General features: G+C 38.1%; 23 protein-coding genes and 1 pseudogene. 15 read left to right on the plus strand and 9 right to left on the minus strand.

The window, feature by feature from the left end:
* Positions 1-184 precede the first annotated feature (184 nt).
* The 14 genes and pseudogenes from FLP15_RS03630 (at position 185) to FLP15_RS03690 (ending at position 14,751) form a co-directional block, all read left to right on the plus strand.
* Complete coding sequence (locus FLP15_RS03630; RefSeq protein WP_142766037.1) at positions 185-1,222, plus strand: GNAT family N-acetyltransferase; 1,038 nt, start codon at positions 185-187, stop codon at positions 1,220-1,222.
* A 505-nt stretch (positions 1,223-1,727) separates the two neighbouring features.
* Positions 1,728-2,819, plus strand: coding sequence for a DUF871 domain-containing protein (locus FLP15_RS03635; RefSeq protein WP_142766038.1), 1,092 nt, complete (start codon positions 1,728-1,730; stop codon positions 2,817-2,819).
* Positions 2,812-2,943 carry a hypothetical protein gene (locus FLP15_RS13540; protein ID WP_280954084.1) on the plus strand — a complete coding sequence of 44 codons (132 nt, stop codon included), beginning with the start codon at positions 2,812-2,814 and terminating at the stop codon, positions 2,941-2,943. The genes FLP15_RS03635 and FLP15_RS13540 overlap by 8 nt, the downstream gene beginning before the upstream one ends.
* Before the next feature lie 60 nt (positions 2,944-3,003).
* Positions 3,004-4,509, plus strand: a complete 1,506-nt coding sequence (locus tag FLP15_RS03640; RefSeq protein WP_142766039.1) for a PTS sugar transporter subunit IIC — start codon at positions 3,004-3,006, stop codon at positions 4,507-4,509.
* Positions 4,510-4,823: 314 nt separating this feature from the next.
* Positions 4,824-5,027, plus strand: a complete 204-nt coding sequence (locus FLP15_RS03645) for a hypothetical protein (protein WP_223804719.1) — start codon at positions 4,824-4,826, stop codon at positions 5,025-5,027.
* Positions 5,028-5,031: 4 nt separating this feature from the next.
* Complete coding sequence (locus tag FLP15_RS03650; RefSeq protein ID WP_142766040.1) at positions 5,032-5,226, plus strand: hypothetical protein; 195 nt, start codon at positions 5,032-5,034, stop codon at positions 5,224-5,226.
* A 763-nt stretch (positions 5,227-5,989) separates the two neighbouring features.
* Positions 5,990-7,426 (plus strand): glycoside hydrolase family 1 protein, encoded by a 1,437-nt coding sequence (locus FLP15_RS03655; RefSeq protein WP_142766041.1) that lies wholly within the window; start codon positions 5,990-5,992, stop codon positions 7,424-7,426.
* 70 nt (positions 7,427-7,496) lie between these two features.
* Entirely contained in the window at positions 7,497-7,949 is a 453-nt protein-coding gene (locus tag FLP15_RS03660) for a dUTP diphosphatase (RefSeq protein WP_142766042.1), read from the plus strand.
* Between the two features lie 204 nt (positions 7,950-8,153).
* Positions 8,154-9,497 carry a bifunctional metallophosphatase/5'-nucleotidase gene (locus FLP15_RS03665; protein ID WP_142766043.1) on the plus strand — a complete coding sequence of 448 codons (1,344 nt, stop codon included), beginning with the start codon at positions 8,154-8,156 and terminating at the stop codon, positions 9,495-9,497.
* Positions 9,482-10,217, plus strand: a pseudogene (locus tag FLP15_RS03670) (YutD family protein). Before FLP15_RS03665 ends, FLP15_RS03670 begins: the two are co-directional and overlap by 16 nt.
* Before the next feature lie 536 nt (positions 10,218-10,753).
* Complete coding sequence (rlmN, locus tag FLP15_RS03675) at positions 10,754-11,851, plus strand: dual-specificity RNA methyltransferase RlmN (protein ID WP_120772902.1); 1,098 nt, start codon at positions 10,754-10,756, stop codon at positions 11,849-11,851.
* A gap of 198 nt (positions 11,852-12,049) precedes the next feature.
* Positions 12,050-12,661, plus strand: a complete 612-nt coding sequence (locus FLP15_RS03680) for a nitroreductase family protein (RefSeq protein ID WP_142766044.1) — start codon at positions 12,050-12,052, stop codon at positions 12,659-12,661.
* A gap of 117 nt (positions 12,662-12,778) precedes the next feature.
* A complete protein-coding gene (locus FLP15_RS03685; protein WP_120772904.1) occupies positions 12,779-13,390 on the plus strand; it encodes a nitroreductase family protein in 612 nt (203 codons plus the stop codon).
* Between the two features lie 380 nt (positions 13,391-13,770).
* Entirely contained in the window at positions 13,771-14,751 is a 981-nt protein-coding gene (locus tag FLP15_RS03690) for a polyprenyl synthetase family protein (RefSeq protein ID WP_142766045.1), read from the plus strand.
* Between the two features lie 144 nt (positions 14,752-14,895).
* On the opposite strand, the gene FLP15_RS03695 is transcribed toward FLP15_RS03690, so the two are convergent.
* The 6 genes from FLP15_RS03695 to FLP15_RS03720 all read right to left on the minus strand — a co-directional run bounded on the left by FLP15_RS03695 (position 14,896) and on the right by FLP15_RS03720 (position 19,200).
* Positions 14,896-15,525, minus strand: coding sequence for an ATP-binding cassette domain-containing protein (locus FLP15_RS03695; protein ID WP_142766046.1), 630 nt, complete (start codon positions 15,523-15,525; stop codon positions 14,896-14,898).
* Between the two features lie 172 nt (positions 15,526-15,697).
* Complete coding sequence (modB, locus tag FLP15_RS03700; RefSeq protein WP_142766047.1) at positions 15,698-16,366, minus strand: molybdate ABC transporter permease subunit; 669 nt, start codon at positions 16,364-16,366, stop codon at positions 15,698-15,700.
* 118 nt (positions 16,367-16,484) lie between these two features.
* Positions 16,485-17,279 (minus strand): molybdate ABC transporter substrate-binding protein, encoded by a 795-nt coding sequence (gene modA, locus FLP15_RS03705; RefSeq protein ID WP_142766048.1) that lies wholly within the window; start codon positions 17,277-17,279, stop codon positions 16,485-16,487.
* 120 nt (positions 17,280-17,399) lie between these two features.
* On the minus strand, positions 17,400-17,648 hold the full coding sequence (locus tag FLP15_RS03710; RefSeq protein ID WP_120772909.1) for a hypothetical protein: 249 nt from the start codon (positions 17,646-17,648) through the stop codon (positions 17,400-17,402).
* 77 nt (positions 17,649-17,725) lie between these two features.
* Positions 17,726-18,202 (minus strand): MogA/MoaB family molybdenum cofactor biosynthesis protein, encoded by a 477-nt coding sequence (locus tag FLP15_RS03715; protein WP_142766049.1) that lies wholly within the window; start codon positions 18,200-18,202, stop codon positions 17,726-17,728.
* Positions 18,199-19,200 carry a HesA/MoeB/ThiF family protein gene (locus tag FLP15_RS03720; protein ID WP_142766050.1) on the minus strand — a complete coding sequence of 334 codons (1,002 nt, stop codon included), beginning with the start codon at positions 19,198-19,200 and terminating at the stop codon, positions 18,199-18,201. Before FLP15_RS03720 ends, FLP15_RS03715 begins: the two co-directional genes overlap by 4 nt.
* Before the next feature lie 478 nt (positions 19,201-19,678).
* On the opposite strand from FLP15_RS03720, the gene FLP15_RS03725 reads away from it, so the two are divergent.
* Entirely contained in the window at positions 19,679-20,587 is a 909-nt protein-coding gene (locus FLP15_RS03725; protein ID WP_142766051.1) for a prenyltransferase, read from the plus strand.
* A 60-nt stretch (positions 20,588-20,647) separates the two neighbouring features.
* Here the strand turns inward: FLP15_RS03725 and FLP15_RS03730 are convergent, their stop codons facing one another.
* From FLP15_RS03730 to FLP15_RS03740, 3 genes are all read right to left on the minus strand, one after another.
* A complete protein-coding gene (locus FLP15_RS03730) occupies positions 20,648-20,836 on the minus strand; it encodes a hypothetical protein (RefSeq protein ID WP_120772916.1) in 189 nt (62 codons plus the stop codon).
* A gap of 15 nt (positions 20,837-20,851) precedes the next feature.
* Entirely contained in the window at positions 20,852-22,927 is a 2,076-nt protein-coding gene (gene feoB / locus FLP15_RS03735; protein ID WP_142767420.1) for a ferrous iron transport protein B, read from the minus strand.
* Positions 22,928-23,070: 143 nt separating this feature from the next.
* Entirely contained in the window at positions 23,071-23,535 is a 465-nt protein-coding gene (locus FLP15_RS03740; RefSeq protein ID WP_142766052.1) for a ferrous iron transport protein A, read from the minus strand.
* Positions 23,536-23,712: the final 177 nt, after the last annotated feature.

Genomic DNA, 23,712 nt, shown 5'->3' on the forward strand with positions numbered 1-23,712 from the left:
TTAGTAATTAGAAAAAACGGGTAGCATAGTGAGTGTGATAAACGGAGACTGTTTGCAAAATAGTGTATGTGTCATGGTGTTATTTAGTTAGAAACAGGATTAGCCAGAGTGCTGACAGAAATCTTGTCAGCATCAAAATCAATGACAGATTTTGTTTCTCTTAACTTTGTGTTAAAATGAATTTATGAATACGAATACAAAAGAGAAAAAAGAACTGTTAGATTTGACGATTTATGCTTTCCATAAGCCTTTGACAGCAGCACGTGAGGCAGCATTCTACAAACTCCTAGAGTTTTCAAAAGCTTATCGCCATCTGGAAAATGAACGATTGACGTCAATGGTTATTGACACGCACTTTGACGTTTTTTGGAAAAAGCAACAACTCAAAATGTCAGGAGTTGGCTATGTCGCAAGTTACCCAGAAGCTAGGGGGAATGGGGCTATTCGTCAGCTAATGACCCAACTTTTGCGGGAAAATTATGAAGCTGGGACCGCTCTTTCTTATCTTGCACCATTTTCTTATCAATTTTATGGCAAATTTGGTTATTCGTATGCTTTTGACCAAAAATCCTATACGATGAAAGCAATAGATTTTCCTAAAGGTCAAAAAACAAAAGGCGAAATAACGAGAGAAGTGCTGACAGAGTCTGCTATTAATGATGATTCTGCTGATTCACTTTTGTCAGTACTGACAGAAATTCATCAGCAAGCTTACAATCAAGGTTCGCTCATTCGTCCACCGTATTTATGGGATTATTATTTCAAACACAAGTCTCAGCCGTATTTTGCGGTCTATCGTGAAGAGGGAAAGGCTCTAGGCTACCTTATTTACGAGTTTTCAGAAATGACTTTTGTTATTCGTGAATTGATTTTTTTGACAGAGTCTGCAAAACAAGCCCTATATCGATTTGTTTACAGCCATTCAGGAAGTTTCGAGAAGGTGTCGTGGGTTGCTACCAGCGACACTCAACTTGAGTACGATATGCCAGAGCCAACGCGTGCAACAATCCAGCTTATTCCTTATATGCAGGCGCGTATCATAAATTTACATGAGTTTTTGAAGATAAATGGTCAGCCCAATTTTGCTGCAGAAATCGTAGATGAACTTATTCCAGAAAATAATCAAATTGTAGGGACAGGAATACCAGAGAAGATGACAATTGGTGAATTTACAGCAAAGGTGTTGCGTGAAAATCATGCCATACTTCGTGAATATTTTTAATTAGGAATAATCAATTTTTTTATCAATAAAGTCAGCACTTTAAAAAATTCTTTGCCATTGGAGCAGAGAATTTTTTTATTTGGCGAGCGAGAAAAGATGAGAAGCTGATTTTATTGAAAAGTGTTTAATTTTACATTATTACAAGTATATTACTAAACGAGATTGGTATAGTCAGGTTTTTGTTGAAGATTAGGAAGCTCGGAAAGAAAGCGCTAAACCTATATAAAAATAAGATTTTTGCTTTATTGTTTCAATTTGAGAAACATGTTTTTTTGGCATGGATAACGCTTGCATTTTTGCTTTGAAAACCTTATCATAGAATTAAGATTTATTTCAGGTTAAAAATGAAATAAAAAATACATTAGATTTTATAATTGATTTCAGGGTGTTTGAGGTCGAAAAAAAGATAAATTTTAGATTTTTGTTGAAAATATGAATTTATGATTTTCTATTTTTCATGACGTTAGAACAAATGCTCTTTACAGCTTAAAGAAAAGGAGAAAAAATGGGAAAATTAGGAGTTTCCGTTTATCCAGAACGTTCAACTTTTGAAGCAGATAAAGCCTATCTTGACCTTGCTCATAAATATGGTTTCAAGCGTGTTTTTACTTCACTACTTGAGATTGATGGTGATAAAGATGCTGTCCTTGCGAGTTTCAAAAAAGTTGTAGATTATGCGAACGGACTTGATATGGAAGTGATGGTTGATATCAATCCAGGTCTCTTTAAACAACTTGATATCAGCTATGATGACCTGAGCTTTTTCCATGAGATGGGGGCGGACGGTGTTCGTCTTGATATCGGATTTACAGGAGCTGAGGAAGCGCGCATGACACGCAATCCGTATGGCATCAAGATTGAAATCAATATGAGCCAAGGGACAACTTATGTTGATAGTATTATGGATTATTCTCCTGATACAGAAAAACTTCTTGGCAGTCACAACTTCTACCCACATCGTTACACGGGACTTGAATTTAATCACTATGTGAAATGCACAGAGAAGTTTAATGGCTACAATCTCAATACAATGGCATTTGTTAATTCTCACGCAGCAACATTTGGACCGTGGCCAACTCAAGATGGACTATGTACCCTTGAAGACCACCGCGACCTTGACATTGCAACACAAGTGAAGCATTACAAACTTCTCGGAGGGATTAATGACATCACTATCGCTAATGCTTATGCAAGTGAAGAAGAACTGAGAGCAATGAGTGAAGCATTTAATGCTGCTATGCCAGAACTCAAAGTTGTTCCACGTGAAACGATTACTGAGGCAGAGCGTAAATGTCTTTACGAAGCGACTCATAGCTATCGTGGTGATAAATCAGCTTATATGCTTCGCTCTACCATGACGCGTGTCATTTACAAAGACCTTGATTTTCCACCACATGATAATTACACCATTCAACGAGGCGATGTTATTGTTGATAACAATGGTTATGGGCAATATAAAGGTGAAACCCAAATTGCTCTACGTGAAATGGAAAATGATGGACGTGTGAATGTTGTAGGACGTATTTCTGATGATGAACTCTTTTTACTTGATTTTCTGAAACCGTGGAGTTCTTTCAAATTTATCGAAAGTGACTAAAATAAAGTCTGTCAGTATACTGACAGGGCTTATAATCTTTGAAAGGGTACCCTTTCTCTTTTGCAAAGCAAAAGAGACACTTACAGCCCTTTATCTCTTTCTGTCAGTACTGACAGAAACTTAACCTCGTTCAAAATTTATTTTTTGGAGTATTTATTATATATTATCTTAAAAGGAGGATTCCATGAACGGAATTACTGCGTGGATGGAGAAATATCTCGTCCCTATTGCGGCAAAAATCGGGTCTCAAAAACACTTGGTTGCGCTGCGTGACTCATTCATTGGAATGTTGCCAGCAACTCTTGCTGGTGCAATGGCTGCGTTAATCTCAGCTATCGTTACAACATTCCCATCGGCTCTTCAACAGATGATTCAAGGACCAACTAAGGCAGCGGCTTCAGCAGCAGCAGGTACAGGGTGGACTTTGGCAAATACACCTGTTTTCAAAGAGTTAAACAACATCTCAGGACTTGTTAACCAAGGTACCCTAACAGTTATCGGTCTTATCTTTGCCTTTTCTTGGGGTTACAACTTGGCACGTGCTTATGGAGTCAATGACTTGGCTGGTGGTATCGTATCAACAGCAACATTGATGATGGGCTTACCAAACCAATTTGGCCGTTTCACTACAGCGCTTGCTAACATTGGTGGAATGGATAAAGCAACAGGTGCTTCAAAAGCTAATGATGCTGTCAACACTGTATTGTCAAACCAATTTATCGCTACATGGAAACCTGGTTTTGCAGCTGGACAACTTGATGCTGGGGCATATTTCACTGTTATGATTATGGGTGCAATCGCAGTCATCATCTATGCAAAATTAATGCTTGCTGACATCACAATCAAGATGCCAGAATCAGTACCACCTGCAGTAGCAAAAGCTTTCTTGGCTATTATTCCTACAATCGCAGCACTTTACATTGCAGGTATTATCTACTACATCGTAAATACACTTTCAGGCGAATCACTCGTCTTCCTGATTCAAAAGTATATCGCTCAACCGTTCCAAATCTTGTCACAAAACATTATTTCCGTGCTAATTGTCACGATTTTCGTATCAATCTTCTGGTTCTTCGGAATTCATGGTCCAAATGTATTGTCACCAGCACTTGATGGTATCTGGGGACCTCTTGGGCTTGACAACATGAACTTGTGGAACAAGATTCATACATCAGGTATCCAACATTTGGTTGCTAATGGAGCAACTTCACGTGCGCACGCTATCAATGGTGAATATGTGAATATCTGGGTACGTGGTTCATGGGACGCATTCGCATGGTTTGGTGGTTCAGGTGGTACAATTACCCTTGTTCTTGCTATCCTTATCTTCTCTAAACGTAAAGATTACCAAATCGTTGGTCGTCTGGGACTTGCACCAGGTCTCTTCAATATCAATGAACCAGTTCTCTTTGGTTTACCAGTTGTATTGAATGCAATCTTTGCTATTCCATTCGTTGTGGCACCACTTGTAGCCGTTGTCGTTGCGTATGTTGCAACAGCGCTTCAATTGGTTAACCCTGTTGTACTTGCAGTACCATGGGTAACACCACCAATCATGAATGCCTTCATGGCGACAGGTTTTGACTGGCGTGCGATTATCATTGCTATCATCAACTTGGCAATTACCTTCTTCATCTGGGCACCATTTGTTATTGCTGCTAACAAGATGGAAGAAGCAGATCTTGACTAATTTGAACTCTGCTATAGAGCAAGGAATCTCCTTGCTCTATACATTTTTTGTTAAATATGATAAGATTTTGGTAAAATCTTACCGTATTTGATAAAAACGATGTCTAATTTCGTTGTAAACAACAACGAATTGACATTGCAGTCGCCACTAACCAGTTCTTCCTGTAACTCCAACTCCCTAGATACTTTAGTGTTTTAGTGTAGATAGCGGAGTGGAGGATAGAATAAATGGATAAAAATCTCCAAAGGATTTTAAAGTGGTGCCAGTATAAATTTATTGATTAGCGGCAAAAACTCCGCAGAAAGGAAATTATTATGATTATCGTAAATCTCGCTCAAAGACAAGAAGAAATTATCGCACTTTTAGAATCCAAAGGATATCATTTTGTAAAAAAACAGGGCATTAAACTTTCTTTTGAAGTTCCAGAAGGGACAGAAGACCTGAATGCCGCGGCAGTTGAGGTAAAAGCACTTATCAAGGGAACAGAGTGGGGCCAGTGCTCTATTTCAACGTGGTAGTCGCATGAGTACGTGGGGTGTTGCTTTTATTAGCTTAGGTCTTTTACTTGTAGCTTATCGAAATTGGTTCGGCTTGGTGGTTATTATATTAGGTGCTGTGATGATGATTGTAGCACGTAATAATAAAAAGAAAGCCGCGAAGTTGGAACAAGAAAAACTACGTGAGCATAGAGAAACAGAAATAAAATCAAGGAAATAATTTAAAAAAAGTGACTTTCAAAAGAGTCGCTTTTTATAGTGGATGTGCAATAATATATCAAATCCGACTTTCTCAAATTTATCTAAGGGTTGTATAAATAAAGTCAAGACTTATTCAGTGGGAGTTTCGTAAAACATTTGTCCATTTTCTCTAGTCGCTATCTTCGCTGAGCTACGCTGTCCGTTTGATTGCCATTTGGCGTTGGCACTTTAGTGCCTTACAGCCAATGGTCATGCGAAGCTAGCTGCTAAAGCAGCAAGAGCAAAAGGCGATTCGACTGATAAAAGGGCAACTCGCCACTGAATTTAAGGTACAACCTCTAGGTGTAACAACTAAGCGACTTGTACGCAGCTAAAACTGCAACAGTCTGCTTAACATCTTCGATATGAGATCACACCTCCGCTTCACTTCGTTATCCATTCGCTCTATCTACGCTTTGCTACGTTGTTGATTTCACTAACCGACTAAAGTCGGAAGTTCAAATCGCAATCGACTAAAGTCGCAAGGCGAAGTGGTCTTATCCAAGAAGCCTAGGCGCTTCAGCGCCTTAGCGAGCACCGACAGCGTAGCCCAAAGGGCGGAGATAGCATGCACTTACTTCGATAAATTAAAAACAAGTTCCGCAATATGTAACACTAGAAAACGTTTCCAACGTGTTATAATAAAAGAAATGCTAAGCTTGTGAAGTCATATATTTTATTTTTGCTTGAGCTACTCTTCGCAAAATTGACTTTACACGACTAATATAAAGAAGGAGTAGAAGATGGAACATAAAAAATTGAATGCTTTTCCTAAAGATTTTCTTTGGGGCTCAGCATCTGCTGCCTACCAAGTTGAGGGAGCACCTTTTGAAGATGGAAAAAAAGCAAGCGTTTGGGATAACTTCGTACGCATTCCAGGTAAAACTTTTAAAGGAACCAATGGTGATGTAGCAGTTGACCATTATCATCGCTACAAAGAAGATGTTGCCTTGATGAAAGAAATGGGACTGAAATCTTATCGTTTCTCAATTGCGTGGACGCGGATTATTCCTGATGGACGCGGAGCAGTAAATGCTGTAGGTCTTGCTTTTTATGAGAATTTAATTGATGAGTTGATTGCAAATGGCATTGAGCCTGTTGTTACCCTTTATCATTGGGATTTGCCACAAGCCTTGCAAGATTTGTATGGAGGCTGGGAATCTCGCGAAATCATCGGTGATTTTGTGAATTATGCAGAAGTTTTGTTTAAAGCCTTTAAGGGTAAAGTCAAATATTGGGTTTCCTTAAATGAACAAAATATTTTTACGAATCAAGGATGGGCGATTGCGACACACCCACCAGGGAAAACAGACCTTAAGTTATTTTATCAAGTTAATCATATTGCAAATCTGGTCAATGCAGCAGTCATTAACAAATTTCATGAACTGGAGATTCCAGGACAAATTGGGCCATCTTTTGCATATACGCCACAATATCCCAAAGATTCTGATCCATTAAATGTTCTTGCAGCTGAAAATGCCGAAGAGCTTTATAGTCACTTTTGGATGGATGTCTATCTTTATGGAGAATACCCACTTGCTGCAATGGCTTATTTGCGTGAAAAAGGATTGGCTCCTGAGTTTGAAGAAGGTGATGCTGAACTTTTAAAATCGGCAAAACCAGATTTCCTCGGTATTAATTATTACCAGACAGCAACTAATGCATGGAACCCAACAGACGGTGGCGTTGGTGCTGCGAAATTTAATACGACAGGTAAAAAAGGAACAACTCAAGAATCAGGTGTTCCAGGTTTGCATAAAAAAGTTCAAAATCCTTTTGTCGAACGTACAAACTGGGATTGGGAAATTGACCCTGAAGGTTTACGAATTGCGCTTCGTCGGATTACTTCTCGTTATCGTATTCCAGTCATGATTACCGAGAATGGTCTAGGGGAATATGACAAACTTGAAGATGGAAAAATCCATGATGATTATCGAATCAAATACCTTGAAACTCATGTGAAAGCAATCAAAGAAGCAATTACAGATGGTGCAACTGTGATTGGATATCATACTTGGTCTTATACAGACCTTCTTTCTTGGCTTAATGGTTATCAAAAACGTTATGGCTTTGTCTATGTTGACCAAGATGAAACGATGCAAGGAAGTTTAAAACGTATTCCGAAAGATTCTTACTATTGGTATCAACACATGATTGAAACTAATGGAGATGAGATTTAAGAGAATGAAGCACCTATGGGTGCTTTTTGATTTATGTTATAATAGATAAAAAGATTTTGGGAGGTTTAGAATGAAAATACGTGGTTTTGAGATTGTCAGTAGCTATGAAAATAAAGGAATTAACCTTCCTAAGCGTTCGACTGAACATTCGGCAGGTTATGATATTGAGGCGGCAGAAACAGTCTCTCTAGCAGCTGGTGAAATCAAATTGATTCCAACGGGACTAAAAGCTTATATGCAAACTGGTGAAGTACTTTATATGTATAGCCGTTCAAGCAATCCTCGAAAAAAAGGCTTGGTCTTGATTAATTCTGTTGGCGTTATTGACAAAGATTACTATAACAATCCTGAGAATGAAGGGCATATGTTCATGCAAATGCGCAATATTACGGAGCATGAAGTCGTTGTTGAAAAAGGGGAGCGCATCGTGCAAGGAGTATTTATGCCTTTCTTGGTCGCTGATGGCGATGATGATGTGGAAAAAGGTGTCCGTTCAGGTGGGTTTGGTTCTACTGGTGTATAATTTGGCTAAATTCCTTGTGAAAAATAAGTCATAATCAATGAATAAGGGCTGTCAGTATGCTGACAGCTTTTTCAGCTCTGCTGATAAAGCTTTTATTCGCCGATTCAATGCTCACGTTAATCGCATTGAACTGACAGCTTTTTTGTCAGTAATTTTTTGGGAAATGGGTAATGAGTGGTCAGTGAAATGTGCTATAATAGACCTATGAATAATCTGCGTCTTCTCCATTTGAATGATTTACATTCTCACTTGGAAAAATTTCCAGTAATTGAGCGTTTTTTTGCCGAAAAATCTAAAGAAAATGTAGAAACTTTACGTTTTGATTTGGGAGATAATATTGACCGTGTGCATCCACTCACTGAGGCAACGGCGGGACATATTAATGTTGAGTTGATGAATCGTTTGGATTTGACGGCAGCAACGGTGGGAAATAATGAGGGTCTGGGCTTGACGCATGAGATGTTGTCGCATTTGTATGATGAGGCAAATTTTCCTGTGTTGTTGGCAAATTTGGAAACGGACTTCGCAATTTCTAAGCCATTAATTGTAACGACTTCATTTGGGTTGCGCATTGGTTTGATTGGAATGACAGCGCCTTATGATCTGGCTTATCCTTCTGCTGGGTGGAAATTGTCTGATCCTTTTGATGTTTTAGATAAGATTTTACCTGTGAATTGTGATTTTACGATTTTATTGTCACATTTAGGGAAGAATTTTGATGAGAAAATTGCAGCACGCTATGATATTGATTTGATTATTGGAAGTCATACGCATCATTTGTTTGAACATGGTGCACAGATTAATAAAACTTTACTTGCTGCAGCGGGAAAATATGGGGAACATATTGGACAAATTGATTTGGCTTTTGATGAGCAAAATCACCTTGTGGATGCGCAGATTGAAACAATTGCAACGAATACCTTACCTAGTCGTAAGTCGGATGCTGTGGAGATACATGGCTGGGAATTACGTGGTCATAAACTTTTGCAGGGAACTCAGGTGGTGGAGTTAGAGGCTCCGTTAACGAACCAATCTCCTGATTTTGCAGGGAGTAGGTACTTTGCGAAGATTTTTTCTGATTATGCTCAAACTGAGATTTGTGTGATGAATTCGGGTTTGCTTGTTACGGATTTATTGCCTGCACGCCTAACTTTAGATGATTTGCATGAATTTTTGCCTCATTCTATTCGTTTAGTCCGTTTTAGTTTTACTGGAGCGGAGCTTGAGCTAGTGTTAACTGAGATGATTGATGTTTCAGCTTTTCTTGTGACTCAAAGAATACAAGGTATGGGCTTCCGTGGGAAAATTTTTGGACAGTTGATTTTTGAGGGAATTGATTTTAAAAATGGTGAATTTCTTATACATGGTGAGGGATTAGAGCATGATAAAATTTATCAAGTTGCCATGCCAGACCAGTATTTGTTTGCCTGGTATTTCCCTTTGCTTAAAAAATTAGGTCAATCAGAGATTTTATTCCCATATTTTTTGCGAGAGATTGTAATGGAATATTTTAAAAAGAAGAGAAAGAGTAGATGCCTAAGGAAATAGACGAAAGTAAATTAAACTATAATAAGTATCCTGGTGAGCACGTGATTGCTAGTGGTGATGTGGTGTCAGTCGGGACAAGACTTTTCATGTCGTACGGAATTATCGTGAAGCTTTTGATACGGAAAAATTAGAACAACGGTTTTCTGATGTTTTAGATAAGTATGATTATATTGTGGGAGATTGGGCTTTGAGCAATTGAGGTTAAAAGGTTTTTTCTCTGCCAGTCGGAAAAAAATGGAAGCCGATAACAAAATTGACCATCTTGAAGATTATATCAACGAGTATTGTAATTATGGTTGTGCTTATTTTGTTCTGCGCCGTATTCGTACGCGTGATGCAAAACGGACAGAGGCTTTTACATCAGAAAAAATTTTTACTGAAAAAGAGATTAAACAAAAACTTGATAAACCGCGTCGTAGACGTAATCGTAATAAAAATCGAGAACGCGATGAGCAAATTTCGGAAAAAATCAGCAGAGTGGAAAATCGTATCGAAAAGCCTGAAGAACGTAGAAAAGATTTTAAAATGCGTGAAAAATCTACTGACAGAGCGACAAAATTTGCTGACAGAACTGTTCGTCAACAAAAATCAGGAAAATCACATACTGACAGTAAATTTACAGTAAATCATCGTACGAAACCAAAAGTCAAATCCGAAGTGAAGAGTAAAGGGCAAGTGGGACAAGGCTTTGTCATTCGTACGCGTGGGAAAAAAGATTAGTGTGCTAATTCAATTCCCCCATCTCTATAAGGTGGCGAGATAAGTAGCACTATCTCCGCTTCGATTCGCCGTCCGTTTGATTGCCATTTGCCGTTGCCTCTATTCTTGGCACTTTAGTGACTTAGAGATAGAGGACAAATGTTCATCGGCACTTTAGTGCCTTACAGCCAATGGTCATGCGAAGCTAACTGCTAAAGCAGTAACATTGGTGGGGAAAAAGAATCCTCCACCAATGAAGTAATCACTTCAAAATTCGATAGGGTTTTGAAGTGGTAACCATAGGAGCGGGTCATGGTGGTAGGGAGTATTACCACGCACGTGCTTTGATAAATTGCTCTTGTCAAATTTAAATTTTTAGATTAAAATAGAGTCTTGTGTGCTGACAGATTTCTGTTTGTGTGTTTATTAGTGTTTGTCAGTATGCTGACAGAAAAAATTTTGATAAAAATGAGTGAGTCATTGCCAAATGAAAAGTAGAATGAGATGAAGTAGCACTTGCTTCGACAAATTGGCTGTGATAAATAAAGAAAGATAAAATGACTGAAAATATCCAAAAAGAAACGCGCCCTTCAATTTATGGCTTAACGCGTGAACAATTGATTGCATGGGCAATTGAGCATGGTGAGAAAAAATTCCGCGCAACACAAGTTTGGGACTGGCTTTACCGTAAACGTGTTCAAACTTTTGAAGAAATGACAAATCTGTCCGCAGGATTTATTGAGAAACTCAATGAGAATTTTATCCTAAATCCACTGGAGCAGGTTGTCGTGCAAGAATCTGCCGATGGAACAGTTAAATATCTCTTCATGCTACCTGATCGTATGATGATTGAAACAGTATTGATGCGTCAGTCTTATGGTTTGTCTGTCTGCGTGACCACACAGGTAGGCTGTAACATGGGTTGCACATTTTGCGCTTCAGGGATTCTGAAAAAAGAGCGTGATGTGACAGCAGGAGAGATTGTGAGTCAAATCATGCTAGTGCAAAAGTACTTTGATGAACGCGGACTAGATGAGCGAGTGTCACACGTGGTTGTCATGGGGATTGGCGAACCTTTTGATAATTATGAGCATTTGATGAATTTTTTGCGTGTCATCAATGATGACAATGGTCTAGCGATTGGTGCAAGACACATTACCGTGTCAACTTGTGGCTTTATGCCAGCAAAAATCCGTGAGTTTGCTCATGAAAATTTGCAAATTAATCTAGCAATTTCACTTCATGCACCAAATAATGAATTACGGACATCGTTGATGCGCGTGACTCGTAATGCACCGCTGGAAAAATTATTTGATGCAATTGACTATTATACAGAAACGACGAATCGTCGTGTGACTTATGAGTATATTATGCTTTCTGGAGAAAACGATAGTCCAGAGATTGCTCAGGAACTTGCAGACTTGATTAAACCAAGAAATAAACTTTCCTATGTCAATCTGATTCCATATAATCCTGTTGCTGAACATATCAAGTATGAGCGCTCTACCAAGGATGATACGACAAAATTTTACGATGTTTTAAAGAAAAATGGAATCAATTGTGTTGTTCGTCAAGAACATGGAACAGATATTGATGCCGCTTGTGGTCAATTGCGTTCAAAACAAATTAAAAAAGATAAAGTAAAACTTGCTTAAAACTAATGAAATTCTGTCAGCATACTGACAGGATTTTTTGTTACTGACAAAGAAGCTGTCAGTAATGTTTTGTCATAATTCACAACTATGACAAAACAAACTACTTTTGATAGAATATAACTATTAAAAATAATCTGAAATATATGAGTTTTAATAAATATTTATAAGTTCAGTGTAGAAATAGGGGAAGCCAGTCTTATGGAATTTCAAAAATTAACCAAGAGTCGTCACGCTGTAAAAAAATTTGATGGTAAAAAAGTTCCGACAGTAGATGTACGTCAAATCATTGATACTGCGGCACTAGCCCCAAGTGGTATCAATATTCAAAGTTGGCATTTTGTGATTGTTGAAAGTGATGAAGCTAGAAGAAAGCTCCTTTTGGAAGTCAATCCAAGCAATCGAGAACAAGTAGAAACAGCTGGAGCTGTCGTTATGTTATTTGCAGATACGAACTGGTCATCCAGATTGCATTTGATTGCAGAACGGATGGGAGATGAAGCTTCAGATATTGAGCGTGAGCGTCTTTTAGAGCGTTATCCAGCTTATGTTTCAACGTTTAGTAAAGAATATATGCTTGAATATATGGCGATTAATTCTGGCTTAGTTACCATGAATCTGATGTATGCAATAAAAGATATGGGTTATGAAGGAAATATTTTACTTGGTTTCAATCGTTCAAAGAAAATCAATGAAATTTTGGATATTAATCCGCGTTATATTCCTGAACTTCTGATTACACTTGGCTCATCTGATGAAAAAGGGCAAGCCAGCTATCGTTTACCCCAACAGGATATTTTAGAAATTAGATAAACCATTATCTCAAAATAGTAATCAAAAGAAAGCCTTTTCTGGATAAATGGGATTTCCCATGCAAAAATAAGAAAAATTTGCTAAAATAAAGGCAGAAACTATGAGAAGAGGGAAATCATGGACTACGTAAAGCTTAATAAATCTCGTCATGCAGTCAAGTTTTTTGACGGTAAAAAAATTCCAACTGTTGATGTGAAACAAATCATTTCAGCAGCTAGTCTTGCACCATCGGCACACAATATTCAATCTTGGCATTTTGTGATTGTGGAATCTGCAGAAAAACGTGCAAAACTTCTTGAAGAGGTTAGACCTAAAAATCGTGAACAAGTTGAACAAGCTGGTGCAGTTATTGTCTTGTTTAGTGATACAGATTTGGCAGAACGTTCGCGTGAAATCGCACGTCTTGGTGGAAATGAACTTACAGATGAGCAATTGCTGAATTTCAACAGTCGCTATCCACAAATGTTTGAGAACTTTGAAGAACTTTATGAAAGTAATTATCTGTCCATTAACATCGGACTTATTGCGATGAATTTGGTGCTTGCGATAAAGAATTATGGCTATGAAAGCAATCTGATTCTTGGTTTTGAGCGGACAGAGAAGATTAATGATATTCTTGAAGTAGAACGTCGCTATCGTCCAGAGCTGATTGTTCCACTCGGTAATTCTGATACAAAAGGAAAACCAAGTTATCGCTTGCCACAAGATAGAATCATGGAGATTAGATAAAGTAAGTAAAAAGCTGTAGAATAGTAGTTCTATAGCTTTTTATAAAAATAAGATTTGACAAGAATACAGGTTGAAAGAGTCATCATTTTGAAGCGATTACTTCATTGGTGGGAGATTCTTTCTCCCCATCAATGTTAGGGAACAACCTCTAGGTGTAACAACTAAGCGACCTGTACGCAGCTAAAGCTGCAACAGTCTGCTTAACATCAAAGATATGAGGTCACACCGTAGCGAAGCGGAGATAGTGATGCTTATCCCGCCGTGGGGGAATTAGCACGCACTTGCTAAGTTAAAGCAAGTTTTAAACCTGCAACATTCTGTTGTTTTTGTTAAAATATAAGGTAAGCGCGTATCACATACCGAGAGGAAATAAAGAAACATTGCTCACTTTTTGGCAGGATTACCCCGAAATTCAAGAAAAATTAGAAAAGGTGCAGGCTTTGATGGCTGCACGCTTAAAAATAAACAATGAAGACATTCAAAATGCGCTTCAGAGATTCACATCACGCGGTGGGAAAATGGTTCGCCCAGCGCTCTTTTTCCTGTTTGCTGGTCTTGTGGAAAATGAAAAAGTTGACGAGAAAAAATTGACAAAGATTGCAGCTTCTCTGGAGATGCTACATTCTGCAACATTGATTCATGATGATATTATTGATGACTCGCCACTAAGACGTGGTCTCCCATCAATCGAATCACAGTTTGGAAAAGATGTTGCGGTTTATACAGGAGATTTTGTTTATACTATTTATTTTGAGTTGTTGATTGAAACGATGAATGGTACTGAGTTTCTTTCAAGAAATGCAAAATCAATGAAAAAAATCTTACAAGGTGAGTTGACTCAAATGCAGTCAGCGTTCAACAAAGAAAATACAGCACGACGCTATATGAAAGCAATCAGTGGAAAAACTGCGGAGTTGTTGAGTTTAAGTTGCTTAGAAGGCGCTTATTTTGCAGGTGGAGATAGACAGTTACAACGTTCTGCTCGCAAGATTGGAAGAAGTATTGGTCTTGCCTTTCAAGTCTATGATGATATTTTAAACTTTACGGTTGGACTTGATGAAGCGGATAAACCTATCTTAACAGATTTTCGTCAAGGGATTTATACTTTACCATTACTTTTGGCTAAGGAAGCGGATGAAGCGGCGATTATGCCTTATCTAGAGGCACCTGAACAGCTTTCACGTGATGAATGTTTGCAGTTTGCGGCGTTGGTTACAGATTTGGGTGGAATTACAGGAAGTTTGATGATTGCTGCAACATTGACTGAACTCGCACTTGCAGAGATTCGTAAACTTCCACAATCACGTAATCGTGAGATTTTAGAAGAAGCAACTCAGATTTTATTACAAAGAAATTATTGAGTAGTCGTTTAGTGAACTAGAAATTTTGTTAGTTTGATGATATTGAAACTCTGAAGTGCTTACTTCAGAGTTTTTATACTGATTTCACTTTCACAGGTTTAGCGGCACTGTAACTCAAAAAAATAGCCTGTCAGTATTGACAGACTATTTTATTTTAATGATGTGATTTGTCAGTGCATCAAGTTCATTTTTTCGATGAGAGACGATGATGGTTGGAATTTGTTTTTCTTCAATGATTGATTTTAAGAGTTGACTGGCAAGCATTGCATTTTCTTCATCAAGTCCATTAAAAGGCTCGTCAAGAAGAAGCAAACGTGGCTGACTGTATAATGCTCTAGCAAGTGCAACACGTTGCTTTTGTCCACCAGAGAGTTTGTGTGTGGGCTGATGGATTAGTTTTTCTATCCCTAACTTTTCTGTCAGTACTGACAGATTTTCTGGCTTGCTGCTAGAGCGTTTTTGATGAGTTGTCAGTGAAAATTTGATATTTTTTTCGACGTCAAGGTGTGGAAAAAGAGAAACTTCTTGCATTACGAAAGCAAGATTTCTTTTGTAAGTCGGCTGAAAAATATGCTTTGAGCTTGATGCCCAAATTTCATTATCAAAAGTAATCTCTGCTTGACTACTGCGAGATAAACCAGCGATATTTTTTAAGATAGTTGATTTTCCAATGCCAGAAGGTCCAGAAAGACCAGTGATGAGTGAGGTAAATTCTGCTTCAAAATCGAGTCTTTGTAGGAAAAGTTGTTGATGTATTTTTACGGAAAGGGTCATGTCAAACTCCGATAGGATAGAGAAAAAGGTAAGATGCGGGTGTATTTTTACGATAGAATTGTACTAGAGAACCTCTAAAGCTGCATGAGTTGAACTGCATATATCGTGTCTTGAAATAATTGAGAAATTATATACGGCCTTGAAAAGTAGCGTCAAACACGAGAAACGGTATTTAGTAATGCGTGTCCATTTCTATTCGACCACGTGTGAGGAGATAGATGATTGCTAAGATAATGAAGCCAAATGCGACATTAATCAAACTTAACATTAAAGCCCGATGGGTGTCTCCTTGCTGCACGGCGAAATAAATGGAATTGGCAATAGTATCGGTCTTGCCTTGAATGTAGCCTGCGACCATGAGACTAGCACCAAACTCACCTAATGCTCTACAAAACGCAAGCAGTAAAGTTGCAATGAGAGAGGGCCAGCAATTTGGTAAAATCACGCGAAATAAAATCTCACGCGGATTGGCAGACAATGTCGCAGCAACTTCAATGATAGATTTAGGAACAGAGGCAAGTGCGCCTTTAAGTCCCTGATAAATGATGGGTAAAATAACAACAACACTTGCAATAACAGCACCACTAAGATTGAAAATGATAGAAAAATTAAATAAAGCTAAGAATTTTCCGAGCCATCCATAACGTCCAAATGCCATAAGGAGATACAAACCAACGACAGTGGGAGGTAAAACTAGAGGCATGAGAAGCAGGCTCTCAATCAACCACTTTCCACGATAAGATTTAAAAACTCCCACATAACTCAAAGGGAGCATGACTAAAAAGGCGATAATTGTCGCCAAAATACTCACGATAATAGAGTGAATGATGGGAGTAAGCATAAGAATTTCCTTATAAAATGAAACGACTGTTTGAAATGCGCTGTCAATACTGTAATCATGCTAAAACTGTGAGGCGAGTCGCTAAGCACAACTAGAGTAGTGGGAGTGATAAGTTGCATTACTTAGCGGATTTGAAGCCGTATTTTGCAAAAACTTTTTGAGCAGCAGAAGAATCAAGATATTTGTTGAAAGCTTTAACTTCTTTGCTGTGTTTAGTGTCTTTCACTGTTTCTGTGTAATAGGTGATTGCATCGTGCAAATCATCTGGAATATTATCCACGACTTTTACGTTTTTGTTAGACATGGCATCTGTTTTATAAACAAAACCGAGGTCAACATTTCCAGCAGCGGCGTAAGAAAGCACTTGCGTGACATCTGAACCCATGACGAGTTTAGGTTTGAGTGATGTTGCTAAACCGAGTTTTGTCAAAGTTTGTTCAGCGTACATTCCAGCAGGTACTGTGCTTGGTTCACCAATAGCAATTTTCTTAGCAGAATTTAATGTATCTGTCAGACTTTTGCTTGAGCTGACTGAGGTGTTTTTGTTTGCAACAAGCACGAGAGTATTTCCTAAAACCGCTTTAGCATCTGCACCTTTTCCTGCTTGGGTCAATTTGTCAGCGTCAGATTTGCTGGCAAGAAAGACACCATCAATTGGAGCACCAGCGACTACTTTTTCGCGGATAGCGCCAGAACCTGCAAAATCAAAATTGATTTTAACATTTTGATGAGATTTTTCATAAGTTTTATCAATTTCTGTCAATGCACCTTGTAAACTTGCGGCGGCAGAATAGTTGATGCTTACAGGTTTGTCAGTAGTTGGTTTTTTTGCAGAGCTTTGTGAAGTACAGCCTGTCAGGATAAGACCGGCAGAAAGTGCAACAACACTTGCAAGAAGTAATTTTTTAGACATAGTTCCTCCAAATAATGAGTAAAACACCCATTAAATTTATTTTTATTGAGCGCTTTCGCTCTGAAAGTTTCTGTGCAAGAGGTAGAGTCAGGAATTTTCAGAGCAAAGGCGAAAAGCGATTTACTCGTAATAAGCATCCAACTTGAAAGGATGCTTATTATCAACCATTGCGAGATAGTGTTCATAATCGCGATTTAAAGCAATCAATGCGCGGTCAAGTTTTTCCAAATCGTCATCTCGCTCTAGGGTACGCAATTCATTATTTAATTCAGCAGCTTCATTTTCAAGTAAAGTCCGTTGAATCGTCAAGCTTTGCAGGGCAATTTGGAGTAATTTTTGAAAATCGGTTTCTGTAATTTCTGTTTTCATGTTTAAAATGTGAGTCCATCTCCATCGTGACTGCAATGATGCAAAGTCTAATCTAAAAAAATGAACTCAGTTCCTTTCTATTTCCGTCTTTCTTTAATCAAATGATAAATTTCTGGCAAAATCAGTTGTTTCATTGCCAAAGTGACCGCATGAGTTGAGCCAGGCAGGACAAAAACTAATTTGTCATCCTCTGTAAAAAAAGCAAGAGAACGTGAAGCCATTGCGTGTGTCCCAATTTCCTCAAAACTGAGCAAACGAAAAAATTCGCCAAAACCAGGAATTTCTTGAGCAATGAGGGGCTGCACCGCTTCAAAAGTAACATCACGCTTTGCAAGACCAGTGCCACCACTTGTAATTAGAACGTCTGCATCCCAAAGTTGTTCAAGTCCGCTATGGATTGCCTCTACATCGTCACTGACAACAATTCTGTCAGTAACAATTAACTGATGGTTAGTAACAATCTGCTCAATGGTTTGTCCTGATAAATCTGTCAGTAAATTTCTTGTGTCACTAATTGTTAAAATTCCGATAGATAAAGTTAATTCTTCTTTCATAAATTTATAATCTGCTCGAAAATCTTTTGAGCGACGTTTTCTTCTTCAAAATGATAGAACAAAATACGTCCCTTTCTAAAAATTGTGATTTCATAATGTTCAAATTTGACCAAAAGAACAAGTGAATTTGATTTCAAGTTCCATTGTTTCATTTGACAAAATTGCTCGAATTTCTCAAAATTAAAATGAGTGAGCGTAGACTGATAAACTCCGCCACAGCTCCGTTCGAGCCGCAAATTTCTGTCAGTACTGACAGAAAAATCACGACTGCAACAAGGGCAAGATTTCTGCTTTTTGATTGAAAATTGAGCAAAATTTAAAGGCCAATTTTCAACAATATGCATGGTCTCCCAATCAACTGCAGAAGGAGTCACCAAAATCTGCAAGGCAAGACTCACCTCTATTCCTGAAATTAAAGGAATCAAAGAGGTCACTACACCGATTGTTTCACAATTTCGCTCAAGTTCAATTAAATCAGGAAAGATACAAGATAGACAAGGTCCAAATCTAGGTTTGAGCGCCATTACTTGTCCGCTGGTTCCTGCGGCAGAGGCAAATACGAAAGGTAAATCATGATGTAGGCAAAACTCGTTAATCAACTCTCGTGCTAAAAAGTTATCAGTACAATCAAGCACTAAGTCAAGTTTTCCAAAATCGTCAAAAAGCGTGTGTTCAAAAGATTCATTACGAGCCGTAATCGTGACTTCGGGATTAATTGCAAGTAATGCCTCTCGTGCTGCAAAAACTTTGAAATGAGAAAATTCAACATCGGCCGTTGTAAAAAGTGCTTGCCGTTGCAGATTTGATTTTTCAACAATGTCTGGATCAATCAAAAAAAGATGTCCAACTCCAGCGCGAGTCAGTTGTTCGGCGGCATAGGTGCCAAGCGCACCGCAACCCACGATGAGTACACGAGAATTTGCTAGTTTTTCTTGACCAGCAAGTCCGATTTGTGGTACTCGAATTTGTCGGTCATAGCGATTTTTATCTATTTTCATTTAAAAAATTTTCCTATGGCTCATTCGTTGTAATACTGTTTGACATTTTACGCTTGGCGCTGCTTTTTATACTAGCTCAGCTCTAAAGATACTGCTTCTGAAAGGAGCTTTTAGAAATTAAACAGTATTAAGTCTGTTGTATGAGCAAATTGATGCTTTTTTACTCACCTCAAAGAACAGAAAGCTTTACCAAATTCAAGCAAAGCGAACTCACCGCAAATATGCTAAAATAAGATTAAGTAATCTAAATAAACAACGCGATGTTGTTTCAGAGATATTGTAACACACTTTATACAAATTTTCACAAAGAAAATAAATATTAAATAAAATAAAGGATAAATAAAATGGTCTGAAGCCTTGTATTCATTGCAAAAAGGCTTATAAAAAATTTCTCTACTTGAGCTATCAAAGTGAAAATGATGTCATAACTTTGCCACTTTTGCTCGAAAAAGGTAAATCAGATTAATAGAATAAAAAAATGAATTTTAAAATTTTCGCTGAACTCATTGAACTCAAAGCCAAGACAGCTTCGGTTTTCCCTTTTTTATTGGGACTTGGCTATTCGCTCTATCATTACAAGACCGCAAATGTTCTACCACTTGTTATTTACTTCATTGCGATGTTTTTGTTTAATTGTTTTGTTGACATTTGGGACAATTACAATGATTATCATAATGCGGTAGATACCGCTGATTATCAAAAAAATACTAATATTATTGGTCGAGAAAAAATTCCAATGAAGTTGATTAAAGGATTGCTTGCTTTTTTCTTCATTGTTTCCTTAGTTTTAGGGTTGATTGTAGCGAGTATGACCGGTTGGGCGGTCTTTTTCCTCGGTTTAATCTGTTATGCTGTTGGAATTTTTTATGCAGGTGGACCTAAACCCTTGTCATCTTTACCTGTAGGAGAGTTTCTCTCAGGGATAACGATGGGATATATCATTTTCCTTATCTGTGTTTATATCAATGCACATGGTATGTTTGTATGGTCATGGGCAACGATTGGAAGCACCTTTCTAATTTCTCTTCCAAATACTCTGTTAATTGCTAATCTGATGTTGGCAAATAATACTTGTGATTTAGAAGAAGATGAAGCAAACCATCGTTTTACAATTGTGCATTATATTGGACGTCAAGGGGCACTGCTATGGTGGAAAGCAGCCCTTATCATCGCCTTTTTATCGGTGATTTTGTCAGTGATTTTAGGATTGCTTTCTCCAGTCAGTTTAGCCATTATCATTATTATTCCACTAATGATAAAATTTGCACGACCTTATCTAAAAAAACAAGTCAAACGAGAAACCTTTATCTGTTCTGTTAAGATATTGATGGTTTTCCAACTTTATCAAGTGCTACTGTTGTTTATTAGCTTAATTTTTCGTCGATAAAAATTCTGTCAGTACTGACAGAATAAAAAAATCACTGACAGTTTTTTGTCAGTGATTTTTTTATTTACAGCAGTCATGCGTGTGCTCTTTTGCTTCATGTAAATCAGTAGGGAGTACGGACACTCCTTTCACAGGGCAACTGTTAACATTACAATCTTCACAGGCTCCTTTGCTTCGGATTGTCTTGAAAATCGCAAAAGCTGTGATGATGAGAATAATCGCTAAGATAATAAAACTTGCTAAGTTCATAAATATTGCTACCTCCTAAAGTTCATTGAGTGCTGGTCGAGGACTTTTCCTGAAAATGAAATATAACCCAATCAGCAATACAATAATTGCTAATATTGTCATGGTTTGAATACCATATCCACTAATTGCTCGTCCCAGCTGATAAATGATGAAGCTCATGCTGTAAGCGACTAAAGTTTGGAAGCCTACTGCGCGAATTGTCCATTTTAAGTCTCCCATTTCCTTATAAATCGTAGAAATAGCGGCTACACAAGGGGCGCAAAGCAAATTGAAGACAAGGAGAGAATAAGCAGAAAGTGGGGTGTAAGCCTGACGGACGTTCTCCCATAGGACATGTGTTGAATCTGAACCATGCGCATAAAGTACACCCATCGTTCCGACGATTGTTTCTTTGGCAATCAAACCAGTAAGCGTAGCCACAGTAGCACGCCATTCACCGAAACCAAGTGGAGCAAAGAAGATGGCAACGACTTTACCGAAGTCTGCCAAAATAGAATGGCTAGAATCAACTTGTTGGAAATCCCAAGCGTAGTTTGAAGTAAACCAAATCAGAACATTCATCGCAAAAATAATTGTTCCTGCACGCTTGATAAAGCTAAATGCACGGTCAAAAGCGTACTTGAAGACAGTGAGGGCGTGTGGGAGATGATACATCGGTAATTCCATGATGAAAGCGGAGGTATCACCAGAAAACATTCGTGTTTTCTTGAGAATGATTCCAGATAAAATAATCATTCCCATTCCTAAGAAATAAGCACTAGGCGCTACCCAGCTCGCGTGTCTAAAGAAAGCACCAGAAACAAGTGCAATAATTGGCAACTTAGCCGAACAAGGCATAAAAGTTGTAACCATAATTGTAATTTTTCGGTCACGCTCTTGCTCGATTGTACGTGTTGCCATAATCCCAGGAACACCGCAACCAGAAGCGATAAGCATTGGAATAAATGATTTACCAGATAAACCAAAGCGACGGAAGATACGGTCCATGACGAATGCAACCCGAGCCATATATCCAGAATCTTCAAGGATTCCAAGCAATAGAAAAAGTACAAATATCTGTGGTACAAAACCCAAAATCGCACCGATACCAGCTACAACACCGTTTAAGACCAAGTCTTGAAGCCAAGGAACAATCGCAAGACTATGCATTCCAGCAGAAATCCAGCTAGGTATGAGCTGACCAAAGAAAACATCATTGACCCAGTCCGTTGCAGCAGTACCAACGGTTTGGATAGAAAGGAAATAAACCAACCACATGATAAAGATAAAAATTGGTAATCCTAACCACTTGTGAGTGATGATACGGTCAATTTTATCAGTCATATTTGCTTTTCCAGTTGATGTATCACTTACACAAAGATTGACAATATGACCGATAAGATCATAACGTTCGTTGACAATGATAGATTCACGGTCATCAACCATAATTTTTTCGGTAATACTGACAATTTCTTCAAGCTCAGACTTTTGGTTTTCTGTCAGTACTGACAGCGCAATTTTGTCAGCTTCAAAAGCTTTGATTTGGTCAAAGCGGCTTGTAAAGCCAGTCACTTTAGCGATTTCAGAAAGCGCCCCTTCAAGCCTGTGGTCATAATCTAATGGCTTAATCTCATGGGTCTTTAATGCAAGATTGACCGCTTCATTTAAACCTTTGTTTTTTATGGCAGAAGTAGTAACAACAGGAAGCCCCAGACTATAAGATAATTTTTCTGTGTCAATCTTTTTGCCAAGAGATTCAACCAAGTCACTCATATTCAAAGCAAGAACCATTGGAATACCAAATTCCATGAGTTGTAAAGTGAGATACAGGGAGCGCTCAAGATTTGTTGAATCCACAATATTAATCAGCACATCAGGAGGGGTTTTAGATAGAAAGTCACGTGCGACTTGCTCATCTGGTGAGTAAGGAGAGAGCGAGTACAGACCTGGTAAATCTTGGATACAAATTGATTTATCTTTTTTATAAAAACCAGATTTACGTTCAACAGTAACACCAGGCCAGTTCCCAACTTGTTGATTTGAACCAGTCAGTATATTAAAGATACTCGTTTTTCCGCTATTGGGATTACCAAGCAATGCAATTATTTTCATATTCATCTAATTTTTCATTTTTGACAGTCGTCCTGTGAAGTCAATTTTAACTTAGCAGCATTAAGCTCTACTTTCGTTCCACTTTATAGCAGAACCGCGCCTTGAGGAAAGGGAATCAGGTAAAAGCAAAATGAATTAACTTGTCAGTAAGGTTGTTCTAGAACGACTTTAATTTTTTCAGCATCCATTTTTCGAAGTGAAAGGGCATATCCGCGGAGATGAAGCTCAATTGGGTCACCGAGAGGTGCAAGTTTCTGGACATAAATACTCGTTCCGCGTGTAATTCCCATATCCATTAATCGTCGTTTAATTTCGCCCGCAGCATCTACCAAACGAACAATTCCAGTTTGACCAACCTGTAAAGTAGATAAGCCAACGACCTGTTCAGCAGAGCGCTCATTTTTAACAAAAATCTGTTTCAAAAATTGAGCGCTTAGTGCAATACGTGAATGATCTATTTTGACAATAGCATTCTCTCCATCACTTGAAACGAGAGTTACCTTCTTGTCAGTAATAAATCCCATCTCGCGCAATTTTGACTGATTAGCACCAAATATTTTATCTATATAGTAAATTTGTCCCACATGGGTGGTATCAAGTGTCTTCATAGTTCCTCCAATTCTGTCAATCGCGACAAAAATGTAAAACAGTTTTTACATTGTCTATTATAGCAAAGTGTGAAAAAGAATACAAAGATTTATCGAAGAAAACAACACAGTGTCGTTAAACGTTGATGTGAAAGGCTTTGCAACAAAATGTAAAAAAACCTTTACACTCATATATAT

Origin of the sequence: Lactococcus protaetiae (assembly GCF_006965445.1) — a bacterium.
Classification (GTDB): Bacteria; Bacillota; Bacilli; order Lactobacillales; family Streptococcaceae; genus Lactococcus; species Lactococcus protaetiae.